A 15,618-nucleotide genomic window follows, 5' to 3' on the forward strand; every position below is an offset into this window, starting at 1 on the left:
GGCGTCACTGATGTTCACAGCCGGCCCGCCCGACGTTCCATCGCCAGCAGCCAGACCAGGTAACCGCCGCCGATCACGCCGGTCACCACGCCGACCGGGAGTTGGTGCCCGGCGAACGCGCGCTGCGCCACCAGGTCGGCCCCGACCAGCAGCGCCGCGCCGACGGCCATCGACGGCAGCAGGTTCGGACCCGGGGCCCGGGTCAGTCGTTTCGCCACGTGCGGGGCGACGAGCGCCACGAAGGACACCGGCCCGGCGGCGGCCGCCGCGAACGAGACCAGCAGCACGGCGGCAGCGAGCAGCACCAGGCGCAGCCGGCGCACCGGCACGCCCAGGGCACTGGCCGCGTCGTCGCCCAACTCCATCATCCGCAGCGCCGGGGCGCAGCCGACGAGCACCAGCGGCGCCACCACGACCAGGACGGCGAGCAGCGGCCCCGCGTTGGCCCAGCCTCGCCCGTCCAGGCTGCCGGTGAGCCAGAGGACCGCGCGGGCGGCTTCCATCAGGGGCGCCCGGGTCAGCAGGTAGCCGTTGACGCCGGTCAGGATCGCGGACACCCCGATGCCGACCAGGATGAGCCGGTAGCCGTGCACTCCACGCCGCCAGGCGAGCGCGTAGATCAGCAGACCGGTGCCGAGACCACCGACGACCGCCGCGCCGGCCAACGCCAGGCTGCTGCCACCGAGGACGACCACCACCAGCGCCCCGGTCGACGCGCCCTGGGTGAAGCCCAGGATGTCCGGGCTGCCCAACGGGTTGCGGACCAGCGACTGGAACACAGTGCCGGCGAGAGCCAACGCCGCACCGACCAACAGGGCGGTGACCAGCCGGGGCAGGCGCAGCTCGAGCACGATGAACTGCTCCGCCACAGTGCCACCGCCGGTCAGCGTGCGCAGCACGTCCGCCGGCCCCATCGGGTAGTCGCCACTGCCCAGGGCCACCAGGCCGAACCCGGCCGCGAGCACCGCCGCGCCGGCCCCGACGCCCAACGCGCGGGGCCGGAACCGCAGCGACAACCCCCCACTACGCAGAACGCTCACGGTTGCGCCACCGGTCGGCGCGTGACCAGCCACAGGAAGAGCGGGCCGCCCAGCACCGCGGTCACCATGCCGACCTGGAGTTCTCCGGGGCGGCCCAGCACCCGGCCGAGCACGTCGGCGCCGAGTAGCAACGCGGGTGCGAGCACCGCGCAGTACGGCAGCAGCCAGCGCAGGTCCGGGCCGGTCAGGGCGCGGACCAGGTGCGGCACGAGGAGCCCGACGAAGACGATCGGCCCGCACGCGGCGGTCGCCGCGCCGCAGAGCAGGGTGACGGCGACGATCACGGCGGCGCGGATCAGCGCGGGTCGAGCGCCGAGGGCTCGCGCCGCGTCGTCGCCGAGCGCCAGCGCGTTCAGCGGACGAGCCGCACCGAGCGCGACCAGCAGCCCGATGAGGATGAACGGCAGCACCCGGGTGACTGTTGCGGAGTCCGCGCTGGCCAGCGAGCCGACCGTCCAGAAGCGCAGTCGCTCCAGCGACGCGGTGTCCAGCAGCATCACCGCGCTCACGTAGGAGTAGAGGGTGGCGTTGAGCGCCGCGCCGGCCAGCGCGAGGCGGGCCGGGGTGGCGCCGCGTCCGCCGCCGACGGCGTAGACGAGCGCGGTCACCGCCGCCGCGCCGAGCAGCGCGAACCAGACGTACCCGCCGACGGCGGTGACGCCCAGGAACGCGGCGGCGGTGGCGACGGCCGCGGACGCGCCGGCGTTGATACCGAGCAGCCCGGGGTCGGCGAGTGGGTTGCGGGTGAGGGCCTGCATGACAGCGCCCGCCACACCGAGGGCGGTGCCGGCGAGCAGCCCGAGCAGGGTGCGGGGCAGGCGCATCCGGTGCACCACCGCGTACTCGGTGGCGTCACGGTGCAGCAACCCGGACCAGACGTCGGCGAGCGGCATGGCCTTCGCGCCGACCGCGATGCTGAGCACCACGATCACCGCGAGCAGTGCCACGGCGGTGACCAGGCCGGCGGCGCGGGCTGCCCGACGGCCACGCCGGCTCGGGGGTGCGGCCGTTTGCCTGACCGGCACTGGTGGTGCCGGTCGGGTGACGGTGGGTGTGGCGTCCAGTGTGGGCTCCGGGGTGGTGGCGACACGACGTACCGCTGTTGACAATGACCGAGGTTAGGCTAACCTAACCCCGCTGCCCTGGTCGACCCCGGCCAACCCTTGATCGAAAGACAACACCATGCCCGATGCCCTGTCCGCCCGCCGCCTCTCCCGCCGTGGCCTGCTGGCCGCCGGTGGCGCTGCCACGCTGGCCACCCTGCTCGCCGCCTGTGGCAAGGACGACGCCGCGAAACCCGCCGCCGGCAACGGAAGTGGTCCCTGGTCGTTCACCGACGATCGCGGCACGAAGGTCGAGGCGGCGGCCCGTCCGGCTCGCGTGGTGGCCTTCACCGGTGTGGCGGCGGCCCTGATCGATTTCGGTCTCGACAAGCAGCTCGTGGGCGTGTTCGGTGAGACCAAGCGCGCCGACGGCACGGCCGAGCCGCAGGCCGGCGACCTGAACGTCGAGGGCGTCGAGATCCTCGGCAACGTGTGGGGCGAGTTCAGCCTTGAGAAGTACGCGGCGCTGCGCCCCGAACTGCTGGTCACCCACATGTACGACCCGGACGCGCTCTGGTACGTGCCGGACGAGAGCAAGGCCAAGATCCTCCCGCTGGCGCCCAGTGTGGCGATCACCACCGCCCGGGTGCCGATGACCAAGCCCATCGAGCGGTACGCGGCGCTGGCCGAGTCGCTCGGCGCGGACCTGTCCGCGAAGAAGGTCACCGACGGAAAGGCCCGCTTCGACGCCGCCGCCGAGGCGGTCCGGCAGGCGGTCAAGGCCAACCCCGGGATCAAGGTGATGGCCTGCTCCGGCAGCCCCGACCTCTTCTACGTCTCCAACCCGAAGGTCAGCACCGACCTGATGTACTTCGCCGAGTTGGGCGTCGACATCGTGGTCCCCACCAAGCTCGAAGCCGGCGACTACTTCGAGGCGCTGAGCTGGGAGAGCGCCGGCAAGTTCCCGGCCGACCTGATCCTGCTGGACAACCGCAGCACCGCCCTGCAGGCCAAGGACCTCACCGCCAAGCCGACCTGGCAGCAACTGCCGGCGGTCACTGCCAACCAGGTGAGCCCGTGGGACGCGGTACCCCGCTTCTCGTACGCCGGTTCCGCGCCGCTGCTGGAGAACCTCGCCACCGCCATCCGGAACGCGAAGAAGGTCAGCTGACGCCATGAGTACGAGCGCCGCCGCACCGATCACCTCGCAGTACCGCTTCTACGCCGCGCACGTCGTCCGGGCCCACCGGGTCGGCGCCTCGCTGATCCGGGTCACCTTCGGTGGCGCGGAGTTGGCCGACTTCGCCGGCGGCGGCCGGGACCAGAGCGTCTCGCTGTTCCTGCCGCACCCCGGGCAGCACGCCCCGGTGGTTCCGGTCGAGCAGGGCGAGGACTGGTTCGGCGGGTGGCGAGCACTGCCGGCGGACGTCCGCGCGGTGCTGCGCTCGTACACCATCCGGGAACACCGCCCGGCCGACACGGAGATCGACATCGACTTCGTCAGCCACGGCGACACCGGCCCCGCCTCCCGCTGGGCGGTCCTGGCCGGCCCCGGAGACCGGGTGCTGCTGCTCGGCCCGGCGGTGCCCGACAACCGCAGCGTCTGCTTCCGCCCGCCGGACGGCACGGACCTCGTGCTGCTCGCCGCCGACGAGACCGCGCTGCCGGCCACCGAGGGCATCCTGGCCTGGCTGCCCGCCGGCACCCGGGTCCGCGCCTGGATCGAGGTGCCCGACGCCGCGGACATCACCGACCTGCCCACCGAGGCCGACGCCGAGATCAGGTGGATCGTGCGGGGCAGCACACCGCCCGGCAGTGACCTGCTGGTCAGCTCCGTTCGCGCCGCCCGGCTTTCCACCGGCGGCACCCCGTACGCCTGGATCGCCGGTGAGTCCGGCGCGGTGCGGGCGCTACGGCGGCACCTCGTCGACGAGCGCGGCTTCGACCGCCGGAGGGTGACCTTCGCCGGCTACTGGCGACGCGGACTGTCCGAAGAGGACCTGCGTGCCGAGGCGCTTGCCGGCGTCACCGCCTGACTGACGACCCCAACCGATCGGCAGCACTGCCCCGAGGCGCACCGCCGCGCCGGGGAGGGTTTCGGCTGCCCCTCGTCGAGAACGTGGAAGGACATTCCGTGACCGTGCCGACGTACCCCGTCGAGACCACCACGCCGCCACCGGCGTCAACCGCCGCGCGGGCCCAGCTGCTGCATGGCGGCTCGGTCGAGCAGTACCGCCGGACGATCGCCGACGGCGTCGACCGGGTCGCCCGTCGGGTGGCGACAGTGGACCGTCCCGGCACCGGAATCACGCCGGCCGAGCTGGCCCCCCTTGTCGACCGGGTGGACCTGGACCGTCCGCTGGGCGACGCCGGCGCCGCACTGGACGAGCTGGAGAACGTCTACCTGCGCGACGCCGTCTGGTTCCACCACCCCCGCTACCTGGCCCACCTCAACTGCCCGGTGGCCATTCCGGCCCTGCTCGGTGAGGCGGTGCTCACCGCCGTGAACTCCTCGCTGGACACCTGGGACCAGAGCGCCGGGGCCACCCTCATCGAGCGCCGGCTGATCGACTGGACGGCGGAGCGGATCGGCCTCGGCCCTCTCGCCGACGGCATCTTCACCAGCGGCGGCAGCCAGTCAAACCTTCAGGCGCTGCTGCTGGCCCGGGAGGAGGCGTGCGCCGACGCCATCGGCCCGGCGGAGCGCGCCGAACTGTTGCCTCGGTTGCGCGTGCTCACCTCCGCCGCCGGTCACTTCAGCGTGCAGAAGTCGGCCAAGCTGCTCGGCCTCGCCCCGGACGCGGTGATCGCGGTGGCCACCGACACCCGCCGACGGATCAGCGCGGCGGCCGTCCGCGAGGAGATCGCCCGGTGCCGGCAGGCCGGGCTGGTGGTGATGGCCGTCGTCGGCACCGCCGGTACCACCGACTTCGGCTCGATCGACCCGCTCACCGACCTGGCCGGGATCTGCGCGGCAGCCGGCGTGTGGCTGCACGTGGACGCCGCGTACGGCTGCGGTCTGCTCGTCTCGCCGACGCGCCGGCACCTGCTCGACGGCATCGAGCGGGCCGACTCGGTGACCGTCGACTTCCACAAGTCGTTCTTCCAGCCGGTCAGCTCCAGCGCGCTGCTGGTCCGCGACCGGCGGACGCTGCGACACGTCACCTACCACGCCGACTACCTCAACCCGGCCCGGATGGTGGAGCAGCGCATCCCCAACCAGGTCGACAAGAGCATGCAGACCACCCGCCGCTTCGACGCGCTGAAGCTCTGGCTCACCCTGCGGGTGATGGGCCCGGACGCGCTCGGCGGGCTCTTCGACGAGGTGGTCGACCGGGCCGCCGACGCCTGGCGACTGGTCAGCGAGGACCCGCGCTTCGAGGTGGTGACCCGCTCGGAGTTGAGTACCGTGGTGTTCCGCTACCTGCCCACCGGCCCCGGCCGGGAGTTGGCCGACGCCGCCAACCTGCACGCCCGGGAGGCCCTCGCGGCGTCCGGTCTCGCCGTGGTCGCCGGGACCCGTGTGGACGGCCGGCACTTCCTGAAGTTCACACTGCTCAATCCGGAAACCACAGTCGACGACGTCGGGTACGTGCTCGACCTGATCGCCACCCACGCCGGCCAGTACGTGCACGACCACGTCGCCGTCGACCTGACCTGCCCCGTCGGCTGATGCCGGTGAACCTGCCCCGTCGGCTGACGCCGTGACCACGAACCCGCGCCTGGAGACCTCGATGTCCACCCACGACTTCATCGCCATCGGGTTGGGCCCGTACAACCTGGGCCTGGCCTGCCTCACCGCGCCGATCGACGAAATCGACGGGGTGTTCCTGGAGGCCCGGCCGAGCCTCGCCTGGCACCCCGGCATGCTGCTGGAGTCGGCCCGGTTGCAGACTCCGTTCATCGCCGACCTGGTCAGCCTCGCCGACCCGACGTCGCCGTACTCCTTCCTCAACTACCTCAAGGAGATCGGCCGCCTCTACCCGTTCTACATCCGGGAGAGTTTCTACCCGCTGCGCAGCGAGTACGACGCGTACTGCCGGTGGGCGGCGGCGAAACTGCCGAACCTGCGCTTCGGTCAGAGCGTGACCACTGTGGAGTACGACGCCGCCGACGAGCGGTACGTGGTGCGGGCCAGCACCGGCGAGGGCGAGACCGTGGAGTACCGGGCCCGGCACCTGGTGCTCGGCACCGGCACCCCGCCACACCTGCCCCCGGCCGTGGCCGACCTGCCCGGCGGCGCCGTGCACAACTCCCACTACCTGGAGCACCGCACCGCGCTTCGTACCAAGCGCAGCATCACAGTGGTGGGCAGTGGGCAGAGCGCCGCCGAGATCTACCACGACCTGCTCGGCGACATCGACCGGTACGGCTACCAGCTCAACTGGGTGACCCGGTCGCCGCGGTTCTTCCCGCTCGAATACACCAAGCTGACGCTGGAGATGACCTCACCGGACTACGTGGACTACTTCCACGCGCTGCCCGAGGCGACCCGCTACCGGCTGGAGTCCGAGCAGAAGGGCCTGTTCAAGGGGATCAACGCCGACCTGATCAACGACATCTTCGACCTGCTCTACGCGCACAGCGTGGACGGGCCGGTGAACACCCGCCTACTCACCAACACCGAGCTGGTCAGCGCCGAGCACCAGGACGGGCAGTACACGCTGGGGTTGCGTCAGGTGGAGCAGGAACGCGACTTCGCCCTGCGTACCGAGGGGTTGGTGCTGGCCACCGGCTACCACTACCGGGTGCCGGAGTTCCTCGCGCCGGTATCGGACCGGATCCGCTGGGACGCGCACGGCCGCTTCGACGTGGCCCGCAACTACAGCATCGACCACAGCGGTCGGGGCATCTTCCTGCAGAACGCGGGCACCCACACGCACAGCATCACCTCACCGGACCTGGGCATGGGCGCCTACCGCAACTCCTGGATCATCAGCGAGCTGCTCGGCCGGGAGCACTACCCGATCGAGAAGAGCATCACCTTCCAGGAGTTCGGGGTGTCGTCGTGACCACCGTCTTCACCCGGGTCGACGAGGGGCTCGGTGAGTTCGCGCTGCGGCCGCTCGATCCGGACGCCGACGCGGCGCTGCTGCACGCCTGGGTGACCCACCCGAAGGCGGCGTTCTGGATGATGCAGGACGCCGACCTGGCCCAGGTCACCGAGGAGTACCGGCGCATCGCCGAGCACCCGCACCACGACGCGTACCTCGGCCTGTGGCGGGGGACTCCCGCCTTCCTCGCGGAGTGCTACGACCCGGCCCACGTCGAGCTGGTCGGCCTGTACGACCACCAGCCCGGTGATGTGGGCATGCACTTCCTCTGCGCGCCGGTCGACGCGCCGGTGCACGGCTTCACCAGGGCGGTGATCGGCACCGTCATGGCGTGGCTCTTCGACGACCCGACGACCCGACGGGTGGTCGTCGAACCGGACGTGCACAACACCGCAGTGCACGCGCTGAACGCCGCCGTCGGCTTCACCGTCGTCGGCCCGATCGCCAAGCCCGAGAAGGACGCGCTGCTCAGCGTCTGCACCCGAGCCCAGTTCCAGGCCGCTGCCGACAGCGCCACCGCCGACCGCGCCGCTGCCACCCGAACCGAAGGAGCCCCGGCGTGACCACCACCGCCGTCCCCACCCACCCGCCAGTCGCCACCGCGCACAACGCCTCCGGCGACCCGGTCGGGCACCTCACCCCGCAGCGCTGGGCCCGGGCCAACCGGCTGCTGGTCCGCAAGGCGCTCGCCGAGTTCACGCACGAGCGGCTGCTCAGCCCGGAGGCCGTGGCCGGCCCCGACGACCGGCAGTGGTACGAGATCCGCAGCGACGACGGCACTGTCACCTACCGGTTCGCGGCGCGGGTGCTCGCCCTGGCGCACTGGCAGATCGACGCGGACAGCATCACCCGACACCGTGACGGCACCTCGCTGGCCCCGGACGCGGTGGACCTCATCGTCGAACTGCGCGACACCCTCGGGCTCTCCGCGCGGGTGCTCCCGGTCTACCTGGAGGAGATCACCTCGACGCTGGCGGGTACTGCGTACAAGCTGGCCCAGGCCGCGCCGAGCGCCGCCGAGCTGGCCGAGGCGGACTTCCAGACCATCGAGACCTCGATGACCGAGGGCCACCCCTGCTTCGTGGCGAACAACGGCCGGCTCGGCTTCGGCGTCGACGAGTACCACCGGTACGCCCCGGAGGCGGCCGCGCCGGTGCGGCTGGAGTGGCTGGCCGCGCACCGGGACCACTCGACGTTCAGCAGCGCCGCCGACCTCGACTACGACACGCTGATCGAGAGCGAGCTGGACGCCGAGACCCGGGCCCGGTTCGCGGCCACGATGGCCGATCTCGGGCTGGACCTCGCCGACTACCACCTGATCCCGGCGCACCCGTGGCAGTGGTGGAACAAGCTGGCGGTCACCTTCGCCGGGGAGCTGGCCGAGCGGCGGCTGGTGCACCTCGGCCCCGGGCCGGACGTGTACCTCGCCCAGCAGTCCATCCGCACCTTCTTCAACGTCAGCGAGCCGGGTCGGCACTACGTCAAGACCGCGCTGTCGGTGCTGAACATGGGCTTCATGCGGGGGTTGTCGGCCGCCTACATGGAGGCCACCCCGGCGATCAACGACTGGCTGGCCGACCTGATCGCCGCCGACGAGGTGCTGACCGGCACCGGCCTGACCGTCATCCGGGAGCGGGCCGCTGTGGGTTACCGGCACCGGCAGTACGAGGCGGCCACCGAGCGCACCTCCCCGTACCGCAAGATGCTTGCCGCCCTGTGGCGGGAGAGCCCGGTGCCCGAGCTGGCACCGGGGCAGCGACTGTCCACCATGGCCGCGCTGCTGCACGTCGACGACGAGGGCGGCTCACTGGCGGCGGCGTTGATCGCCCGGTCCGGTCTGGCGCCCGAGGTGTGGCTGCGTCGCTACCTGGACGCCTACCTGACCCCGCTGCTGCACAGCTTCTACGCCCACGACCTGGCCTTCATGCCGCACGGCGAGAACGTGATCCTGGTCCTCGACGAGCAGGACACCGTGCAGCGGGTGATCTTCAAGGACATCGCCGAGGAGATCGCGGTGATGAGCGACACTGTCGAGCTGCCGGCGGCGGTGGAGCGGGTCCGCGTCGAGGTGCCCGACGACACCAAGCTGCTGAGCATCTTCACCGACGTGGTGGACTGCTTCCTGCGGCACCTCAACGCGGTCCTGGTCGAGGCCGGTGTGCTCGCCGAGGACGACTTCTGGCGCACCGTCGCGGCCTGTGCCGCCGACTACTTCGACCGGGTGCCCCACCTGGCCGAGCGGGTCCGCCACTACGACCTGTTCGCCCCGGAGTTCACGCTGTCCTGCCTCAACCGGCTGCAACTGCGCAACAACCAGCAGATGATCGACCTGGCCGACCCGTCGGCGGCGCTCCAGTTCGTCGGCACCCTCACCAACCCGCTCGCCGCCCACGCTCCGGCCCGGTGACCGGTATGGCATTTGGTCGGCGCGCACGCCAACGGGTGCAATAGGCGGATGGGAGCTCTGAGTACCGCCAGCCTGTTCGCCGCCACAATGACCACCGGCCTGACCGCCGGGCTGTTCGCCGCCTTCGCGTACGCGGTCATGCCGGGTCTGGCCCGCACCGACGACCGGACGCTGGTGCTCGCCATGCGGCGGATCAACGAGTCGATCCTGAACCTGTGGTTCGCCGTGTGCTTCGGGGGCGCGCTGCTGTTCACGCTGCTGGCGGCGGCGCTGCACCTGGAGGCCGAGCGTCGGGCGGTGCTGCCGTGGATCGTCGCCGGGCTGCTGCTGTACGTGGTGGTGCTCGGCGTCACCGCCGTGGTCAACGTGCCGCTCAACAACCTGCTGGCCGGCGCCGGCGACGTCGACGACGCCACCGACCTCGCGGCGCTGCGGGCGCGCTTCGAGGTCACCTGGGTACGCGGCAACGTGGTCCGCGCCGTCGCGTCGGCCGGCGCCTTCGGGTTGCTGGCGTGGGCGCTGGTGGCAGAGGGCCGGCTGCTCGGCTGAGGCCGGATGGGCGACCGACTCGGCGGCGTTGGCTCAGTCGGTCGGCTCTGCCGTGCCGGCGCGTTGGAACGCGCCGGCCAACTGGGCGAGGTCGAAGCCCTCGAAGTGCTGGAGGAACCGGCGGCGTACGGCGGCCAGGTGACTGGGCCAGGATTCCTCCAGGCGGGCGTAGCCCGCTTCGGTGAGGACGGCGTTCCAGCCGCGCGCGTCCTCCTCGCACCGCTCGCGCCGGACCAGGCCCTGCGTCTCCAGCCGGATGATCGTGCGGGTCATGCCGCTCAGCGAGAGGTGGCAGAGCGCTGCGAGCTCGTTCATGCGCATCCGCCGCTCCGGTGTCTCGGAGAGGTTCATCAGCGCGGTGTACTCGGTGAGTGGTAGCTGACGGTCACCAACCATGTCCGCGTCGATAGCGCGGGGTAGGACGTGCATCACCTGGCCCAGGGCACGGACCAGGGCTTCCTCGTCTGGTGTGAGGGGTTGCGGAGTCGCTGCGGAGGGGTTGGACATCCTCTTATCATACTTGTTTGACTGAGCAAGTGCTTACCCTCCGTGTGATCACGCCCATAGGCCGCATATTTGCTTGACCAATCAAGCACCGGTTAGCGTTCCGGTCGTCAGGCAAGGACCTCTGAAAGGCGCCACACATGACCAGGATCGGGATCATCCTCGGAAGCACCCGCCCGGGGCGTAACGGCGAGGCCGTCGCCCGCTGGGTGCTCGAGATCGCCAAGCAGCGCTCCGACGCGGAGTACGAGCTGATCGACCTGCTCGACTACCAGCTGCCGCACCTCGACGAGGCGTACCCGCCCTCGATGGGCCAGTACACCCAGCCGCACACCAAGCGGTGGGCCGAGACCATCGCGTCGTTCGACGGGTTCGTCATCGTCACCCCCGAGTACAACCACTCGACCTCGGGTGCCCTGAAGAACGCTATCGACTTCCTCTACGCCGAGTGGAACAACAAGGCCGTCGGCTTCGTCAGCTACGGCTCGGTCGGTGGGACGCGCGCCGTGGAGCACCTGCGTCTGATCTCCGGTGAGCTCCAGATGGCCGACGTGCGCTCGCAGGTCGCGCTGTCGCTCTTCACCGACTTCGAGAACTTCAGCGTCTTCAAGCCCAACCAGTTCCACCAGGACTCGCTGACCGCCACGCTCGACCAGGTGGTCGCCTGGAGCAGCGCGCTCGCCCCGCTGCGCAAGGGCTGAGCGTCTCGCGCCTGTCGGAAACGGCCGTGGGGGATCCCACGGCCGTTTTCGGGCGTTGAGGCCCGCTGTGCTCGTCAGGCGCGCTGAGCGCCGGCGAGCAGATCCAGCGAGAGCTGCCACAGCCGCGCCGCCGCCGCAGGGTCGATCGCGTGGTCGGCGACGCCGCGCAGCGGGTCCGCCGGGTCGTGACGCACCGCCTGCTCACAGTCCTCGAAGTACCGGCCGCCGATGCCCTCCAGCTGTGGTCCCGCGGCGAGCAGCACCGAGGTCGCGGCCCCCTGCTGCGGAGTCTTGAAGTCGAACGCCGGAAGCTGCGCGTAGTCCTCCTCGGTGAGGTGCCGTCCCAGGTTGGTAGCGACCGCACCCGGGTTGGCCACGTTGACGGTGATGCCGTCGCCGGCCCAGCGCCGGTTCGCCTCGACCGCGAACAGCGCGGTGGCGGTCTTCGACTCGCCGTAGGCGAGCAGACGGTCATACTGGCGTTCCCGGAAGTTGACGTCCTCGAAGACCATCGGGGCCTGAACGTGGGCGATGGAACTCAGCGACACCACGCGGGCCCGACCGGTCTCGGCGAGTGCCCGGTGCAGCCCGTTGGCGAGCGCGAAGTGGCCGAGGTGGTTGGTGGCCAACTGCAACTCCCACCCCTCCGCGGTGCGCATCTCCGGGGTCGCCGACACCCCGGCGTTGTTGACCAGGATGTGCAGGGGCCCGTCCCAGGCGGCCACGAACGCGGCGACCGACCGCTGGTCGGACAGGTCCAACGGCGCTACCCGGATCAGCCCGTTCGCGGTTCCGGCGCCGATCTCCCGCGCGGTCCGTTCTCCGGCCCCCACGTCCCGTACCGCCACTGTCACCTCGGCGCCCGCCATGGCGAGCGCCCGGGCGGTCTCCACCCCGATGCCCGACGAGGCGCCGGTGACGACGGCGCGTCGCCCGGTCAGGTCGACACCGGCCACGACGTCGGCGGCGGTGGATTGAGCGTCGAACGGCGTGCTGACGCGTGGTTCCGACATGATCGTCTTCCTTCGGTGGGTGTCCTCACGTGGCCGCGCCGGCTCGCCGTATCGGCGTACGGTGTGCCGGCGCCGCCCTTCGCACCGATCGTGCGCGGAGGTCTGAGCAGACGGCCAACACGCTCTTCCTGGCGTGGCTACAGTCTGTTCCTGTGGCCACGCCTGAGCTGCGACAACTGCGGTACTTCCTGGTCCTCGCGGAGGAGCTGAGCTTCACCCGGGCCGCCGCCCGCCTGATGATCGCCCAGCAGTCGCTGTCGCAGCAGATCACCGCCCTGGAACGCGCCCTCGGAGCGAAGCTGTTCGACCGGGACAGCCGCGGCACCACCCTCACCGACATCGGCGCCCTGTTCGTGCCCGAGGCGCGCGCCGTGACCGACCGCGCCGAGGAGGCCGTCGCCGTCGTGGAACGGGCCCAGCGGGGTGAGATCGGCACACTCCGGCTCGCCTTCCTGACCACCGTCGCCAACCACCTGCTGCCCCCGGTGGTCCGGGCAGTCCGCCACCACCTCCCCGACCTGCACCTGGCCACCGAGTCCACAAGCATCGCGCCCCTGGTGCAGGGCGTCCTCGACGGTCGGTTCGACGTCGCCTTCACCCGGACCCCGCTCGTACCCGGCCTGGAGACCAGGAGACTGACGACCGAACCGGTCTGCGCGGTGCTGCCCGAGGGCCATTCGCTCGCCGGGCGCGACGAGTTGACCCTCGCCGACCTGGCGAACGAACCGTGGGTCATGACCCCGCGCAGCTCCTGGGAACCCTGGCACCGCGCCTACGAGGAGCAGTTCCGGGAAGCGGGCTTCGTCCCGACAGTCGTTCAGGAGGAGGCCGGCGTGCAGAGCCTCCTCGGCCTGGTCGCCGCCGGGCTCGGCGTCACCCGACTCGCCCGCTCGGCGGCGAGTCTTCGCCGCACCGGCGTGGTGTTCGTCCCGCTGGCCGGCGCCTACGCGTACACCGAGATGGTGTGGCTGGCGGGTAACACCGCGCCCACGCTGCACCGGTTCCTGGACGTGGTCACGGAGCTCGCGGCGACGACAGACCTCACCAGCACCGGCTGACGGTGAGCCGGCCGGCTCACCGCGTCGCGAGGTGGTGGGTGGTGCCGTCGGCGACGGCGCGAAGCTTGTCGGGGTTGGCGACGTTGTGGATGGCGGTGATGCGACCGCCCGCGCCGATGTCCAAGGAGACGGTGGCGACCACCCGACCCGCACCGCTGAACACCAGACCCGGCCCCCCGTTGATCTCGACCAGGGCGGCGCTCATGTCGTGCGGCGCGACGCCCTGGTAGGTGACGGTGCCGATGGCCGCGAACCACGCGGCGACAGTGCCCGCACCCCTGATGGGACGCAGGGCCTGGCGGACCTTACCGCCACCGTCGGTCCACAACGTGACGTCCGGAGACAGCAGCTCCAGGAGGGTGTTGATGTCGCCACCGGTCGAGGCGGCGAGGAATCGCTCGGTGACCCCGCGCTGCTGCGACCGGTCCGCAGTGAAACGTTGCCGCTGCCCTCGCACGTGCTCGCGAGCGCGGTGGGCGGTCTGGCGGACCGCGGCCTCGGAGCGTTCCACCGCCGCCGCGATCTCCGCGTGGCTGAAGTCGAAGACCTCCCGCAGGACGAACACGGCGCGCTCGAGCGGGCTGAGCGTCTCCAGCACCACCAGCATCGCCATCGACACCGACTCGCCGTCGGTGACGGCGTCGGCGGCGTCCCCTCCGGTCAGGACAGGTTCGGGCAACCACGGCCCCGGATAGGTCTCGCGGCGGTGCCGGGCCGAGCGCAGACGCTGCAACGCGAGGTTCGACACGATGCGGGCAAGGTACGCCTTGGGGTCGGCGACCTGGGAGCGGTCCGCCGAGGACCAGCTGATCCAGGCGTCCTGCACCGCGTCCTCGGCATCGGCCGCGCTGCCGAGGATCCGGTAGGCCACCGAGAACAGCAAGTTGCGATGACTGTGGAACACCTGCTCGTCGGCGTCCGGCGCGTGCGTCACCGCGCGTCCCGCAGACGGGTGAAGCGGCCGCCGCGCGGCCAGAACGCGCCGGAGGAGGGCAACCGCGACATGCGACGGTAGGTCGGCCAGGGCGAAGCGCTCACTGTCTCCTTGTACCAGACCGCCATCCGCCCGGTCAGAAACCCGCGGCGAGGGCTGTCGTCGGGGCGGGTGAACTGCACGACCGCGTCGTTTCGACCCAGGCTCACCGGCGTGTGGTAGTAACCGAAACGGAACGGCCTGGGTTGCCTGCCCCGCAGCGCGCGGGCGATGGACACCGCCGCGTGTACCCCGGTCGGCATGCCGCTCTGGCAGGTGCCGTGCAGCACCCCGTACCCCTGCCGGATCGCTGCCGCATCGCCGATGGCGTACACCTCGGGGTGCGACACCGACCGCAACGTGGAGTCGGTGACGACGCGACCGCGTTCGTCGACTGTCAGCCCGGCGGCGGCGGCCAGCGGCGCCACCCGGTTACCACAGGTCCAGAGGACGACGTCGGCCGCCACGGTCCCCGTACCGGCCAACTCGACCCCGTCGGGCCGGACCCTGGTGACCGCCGCCCCGGTGATCACCTGGACGCCGAGGCGGGTCAGCGCGGCCCGCAGGTACGCCCGGGCCTTCGGGTTCATGCCCGCCCCCGGGTCCTGTTGGCCCACCAGCGTGACACCGACCTCCGGGTGCCGTTCCGCGATCTCCGCGGCCGCCTCGATCCCGGTCAACCCGCTGCCGACCACGACGACAGTGCCGGCGCCGAGCCGTGCCAGCCGGTCCGCCAGCGTGGTCGCGCCACTCGGACCGTCCAGGGTGTCCGCGTGCTCCTCGACGCCCGGGACCGTCGCCGTGTCCGTCACGCTGCCCAACGCGTAGACGAGTGTGTCGTAGCGCAGCACCCGGCTGTCGTCGACGCGGACGGTCTTCGCGTGGGCGTCCACCGCCGTCACCCAGCCGCGTACGAACTGCGCACCCGTTCCCGCCAGCAGCTCACTGATGTTCAGCTCGGCGAGCCGCTGACCGGTCGCCGTCATGTGCAGCCGGAGACGCTCGGTGAACCGCTCCTGCGCGTTGACCACCGTCACCTGCGCGTCCGCCCGCCTGGTCCGGGCCGCGAGTTGGGTCGCCGCGGCCATGCCCGCGTAGCCCGCGCCGAGGATCAGCACGCGGTGTGTGCCCGCCGGGACCTGTCGATGCGCTGTGCTCATTGTTCCGCCTCTCTGATCGGACTGACGACCACGAGATGCGTGCCGCTCGTCGGTTCGTGACATGGCAGCGATGTGACGCCCGCCACGGCCAGCGTCGGAGGGGCGCGTTCACTACC

At 71.4% G+C, this 15,618-nt stretch carries 15 protein-coding genes; 9 read left to right on the top strand and 6 right to left on the bottom strand.

Annotated features, from left to right (window positions below; genetic code table 11):
- Positions 1 to 14 precede the first annotated feature (14 nt).
- Together AB0C19_RS06915 and AB0C19_RS06920 are read right to left on the bottom strand one after the other, a co-directional pair.
- Positions 15 to 1,040 carry an iron chelate uptake ABC transporter family permease subunit gene (locus AB0C19_RS06915; protein ID WP_357180602.1) on the bottom strand — a complete coding sequence of 342 codons (1,026 nt, stop codon included), beginning with the start codon at positions 1,038 to 1,040 and terminating at the stop codon, positions 15 to 17.
- Complete coding sequence (locus AB0C19_RS06920; RefSeq protein ID WP_357180734.1) at positions 1,037 to 1,987, bottom strand: iron chelate uptake ABC transporter family permease subunit; 951 nt, start codon at positions 1,985 to 1,987, stop codon at positions 1,037 to 1,039. Before AB0C19_RS06920 ends, AB0C19_RS06915 begins: the two co-directional genes overlap by 4 nt.
- A 235-nt stretch (positions 1,988 to 2,222) precedes the next feature.
- Here AB0C19_RS06920 and AB0C19_RS06925 point away from each other — a divergent pair, with 235 nt between their 5' ends.
- From AB0C19_RS06925 to AB0C19_RS06955, 7 genes are all read left to right on the top strand, one after another.
- Positions 2,223 to 3,254: an ABC transporter substrate-binding protein gene (locus AB0C19_RS06925; RefSeq protein WP_357180605.1), complete on the top strand. Its 1,032-nt coding sequence runs from the start codon at positions 2,223 to 2,225 to the stop codon at positions 3,252 to 3,254.
- Between the two features lie 4 nt (positions 3,255 to 3,258).
- The gene (locus tag AB0C19_RS06930) at positions 3,259 to 4,119 is read left to right on the top strand and encodes a siderophore-interacting protein (RefSeq protein ID WP_357180608.1); all 861 of its coding nucleotides are present in this window, start codon (positions 3,259 to 3,261) and stop codon (positions 4,117 to 4,119) included.
- Between the two features lie 98 nt (positions 4,120 to 4,217).
- Entirely contained in the window at positions 4,218 to 5,756 is a 1,539-nt protein-coding gene (locus AB0C19_RS06935; RefSeq protein ID WP_357180611.1) for an aspartate aminotransferase family protein, read from the top strand.
- Positions 5,757 to 5,817: 61 nt separating this feature from the next.
- On the top strand, positions 5,818 to 7,095 hold the full coding sequence (locus AB0C19_RS06940) for a SidA/IucD/PvdA family monooxygenase (RefSeq protein WP_357180737.1): 1,278 nt from the start codon (positions 5,818 to 5,820) through the stop codon (positions 7,093 to 7,095).
- A complete protein-coding gene (locus AB0C19_RS06945) occupies positions 7,092 to 7,700 on the top strand; it encodes a GNAT family N-acetyltransferase (RefSeq protein ID WP_357180614.1) in 609 nt (202 codons plus the stop codon). Before AB0C19_RS06940 ends, AB0C19_RS06945 begins: the two co-directional genes overlap by 4 nt.
- Entirely contained in the window at positions 7,697 to 9,544 is a 1,848-nt protein-coding gene (locus AB0C19_RS06950) for an IucA/IucC family siderophore biosynthesis protein (RefSeq protein ID WP_357180617.1), read from the top strand. The genes AB0C19_RS06945 and AB0C19_RS06950 overlap by 4 nt, the downstream gene beginning before the upstream one ends.
- Before the next feature lie 48 nt (positions 9,545 to 9,592).
- Positions 9,593 to 10,093, top strand: a complete 501-nt coding sequence (locus tag AB0C19_RS06955) for an anthrone oxygenase family protein (RefSeq protein ID WP_357180621.1) — start codon at positions 9,593 to 9,595, stop codon at positions 10,091 to 10,093.
- 33 nt (positions 10,094 to 10,126) lie between these two features.
- On the opposite strand, the gene AB0C19_RS06960 is transcribed toward AB0C19_RS06955, so the two are convergent.
- The gene (locus AB0C19_RS06960) at positions 10,127 to 10,600 is read right to left on the bottom strand and encodes a MarR family transcriptional regulator (protein ID WP_357180624.1); all 474 of its coding nucleotides are present in this window, start codon (positions 10,598 to 10,600) and stop codon (positions 10,127 to 10,129) included.
- 137 nt (positions 10,601 to 10,737) lie between these two features.
- On the opposite strand from AB0C19_RS06960, the gene AB0C19_RS06965 reads away from it, so the two are divergent.
- Positions 10,738 to 11,298, top strand: a complete 561-nt coding sequence (locus tag AB0C19_RS06965; protein WP_357180627.1) for an NAD(P)H-dependent oxidoreductase — start codon at positions 10,738 to 10,740, stop codon at positions 11,296 to 11,298.
- 74 nt (positions 11,299 to 11,372) lie between these two features.
- Here the strand turns inward: AB0C19_RS06965 and AB0C19_RS06970 are convergent, their stop codons facing one another.
- Entirely contained in the window at positions 11,373 to 12,311 is a 939-nt protein-coding gene (locus AB0C19_RS06970) for an SDR family NAD(P)-dependent oxidoreductase (protein ID WP_357180630.1), read from the bottom strand.
- A 152-nt stretch (positions 12,312 to 12,463) separates the two neighbouring features.
- Here AB0C19_RS06970 and AB0C19_RS06975 point away from each other — a divergent pair, with 152 nt between their 5' ends.
- Entirely contained in the window at positions 12,464 to 13,369 is a 906-nt protein-coding gene (locus tag AB0C19_RS06975) for a LysR family transcriptional regulator (protein ID WP_357180633.1), read from the top strand.
- A 16-nt stretch (positions 13,370 to 13,385) separates the two neighbouring features.
- Here AB0C19_RS06975 and AB0C19_RS06980 read toward each other — a convergent pair whose 3' ends face one another.
- Both AB0C19_RS06980 and AB0C19_RS06985 read right to left on the bottom strand, forming a co-directional pair.
- Positions 13,386 to 14,303 (bottom strand): RNA polymerase sigma-70 factor, encoded by a 918-nt coding sequence (locus AB0C19_RS06980; RefSeq protein ID WP_357180636.1) that lies wholly within the window; start codon positions 14,301 to 14,303, stop codon positions 13,386 to 13,388.
- The gene (locus tag AB0C19_RS06985; RefSeq protein WP_357180639.1) at positions 14,300 to 15,502 is read right to left on the bottom strand and encodes an FAD-dependent oxidoreductase; all 1,203 of its coding nucleotides are present in this window, start codon (positions 15,500 to 15,502) and stop codon (positions 14,300 to 14,302) included. The genes AB0C19_RS06980 and AB0C19_RS06985 overlap by 4 nt, the downstream gene beginning before the upstream one ends.
- Between the last annotated feature and the right edge of the window lie 116 nt (positions 15,503 to 15,618).

Source organism: Micromonospora sp. NPDC048842, assembly GCF_040649935.1.
In the GTDB taxonomy this organism is placed as follows: Bacteria; Actinomycetota; Actinomycetes; order Mycobacteriales; family Micromonosporaceae; genus Micromonospora; species Micromonospora hortensis.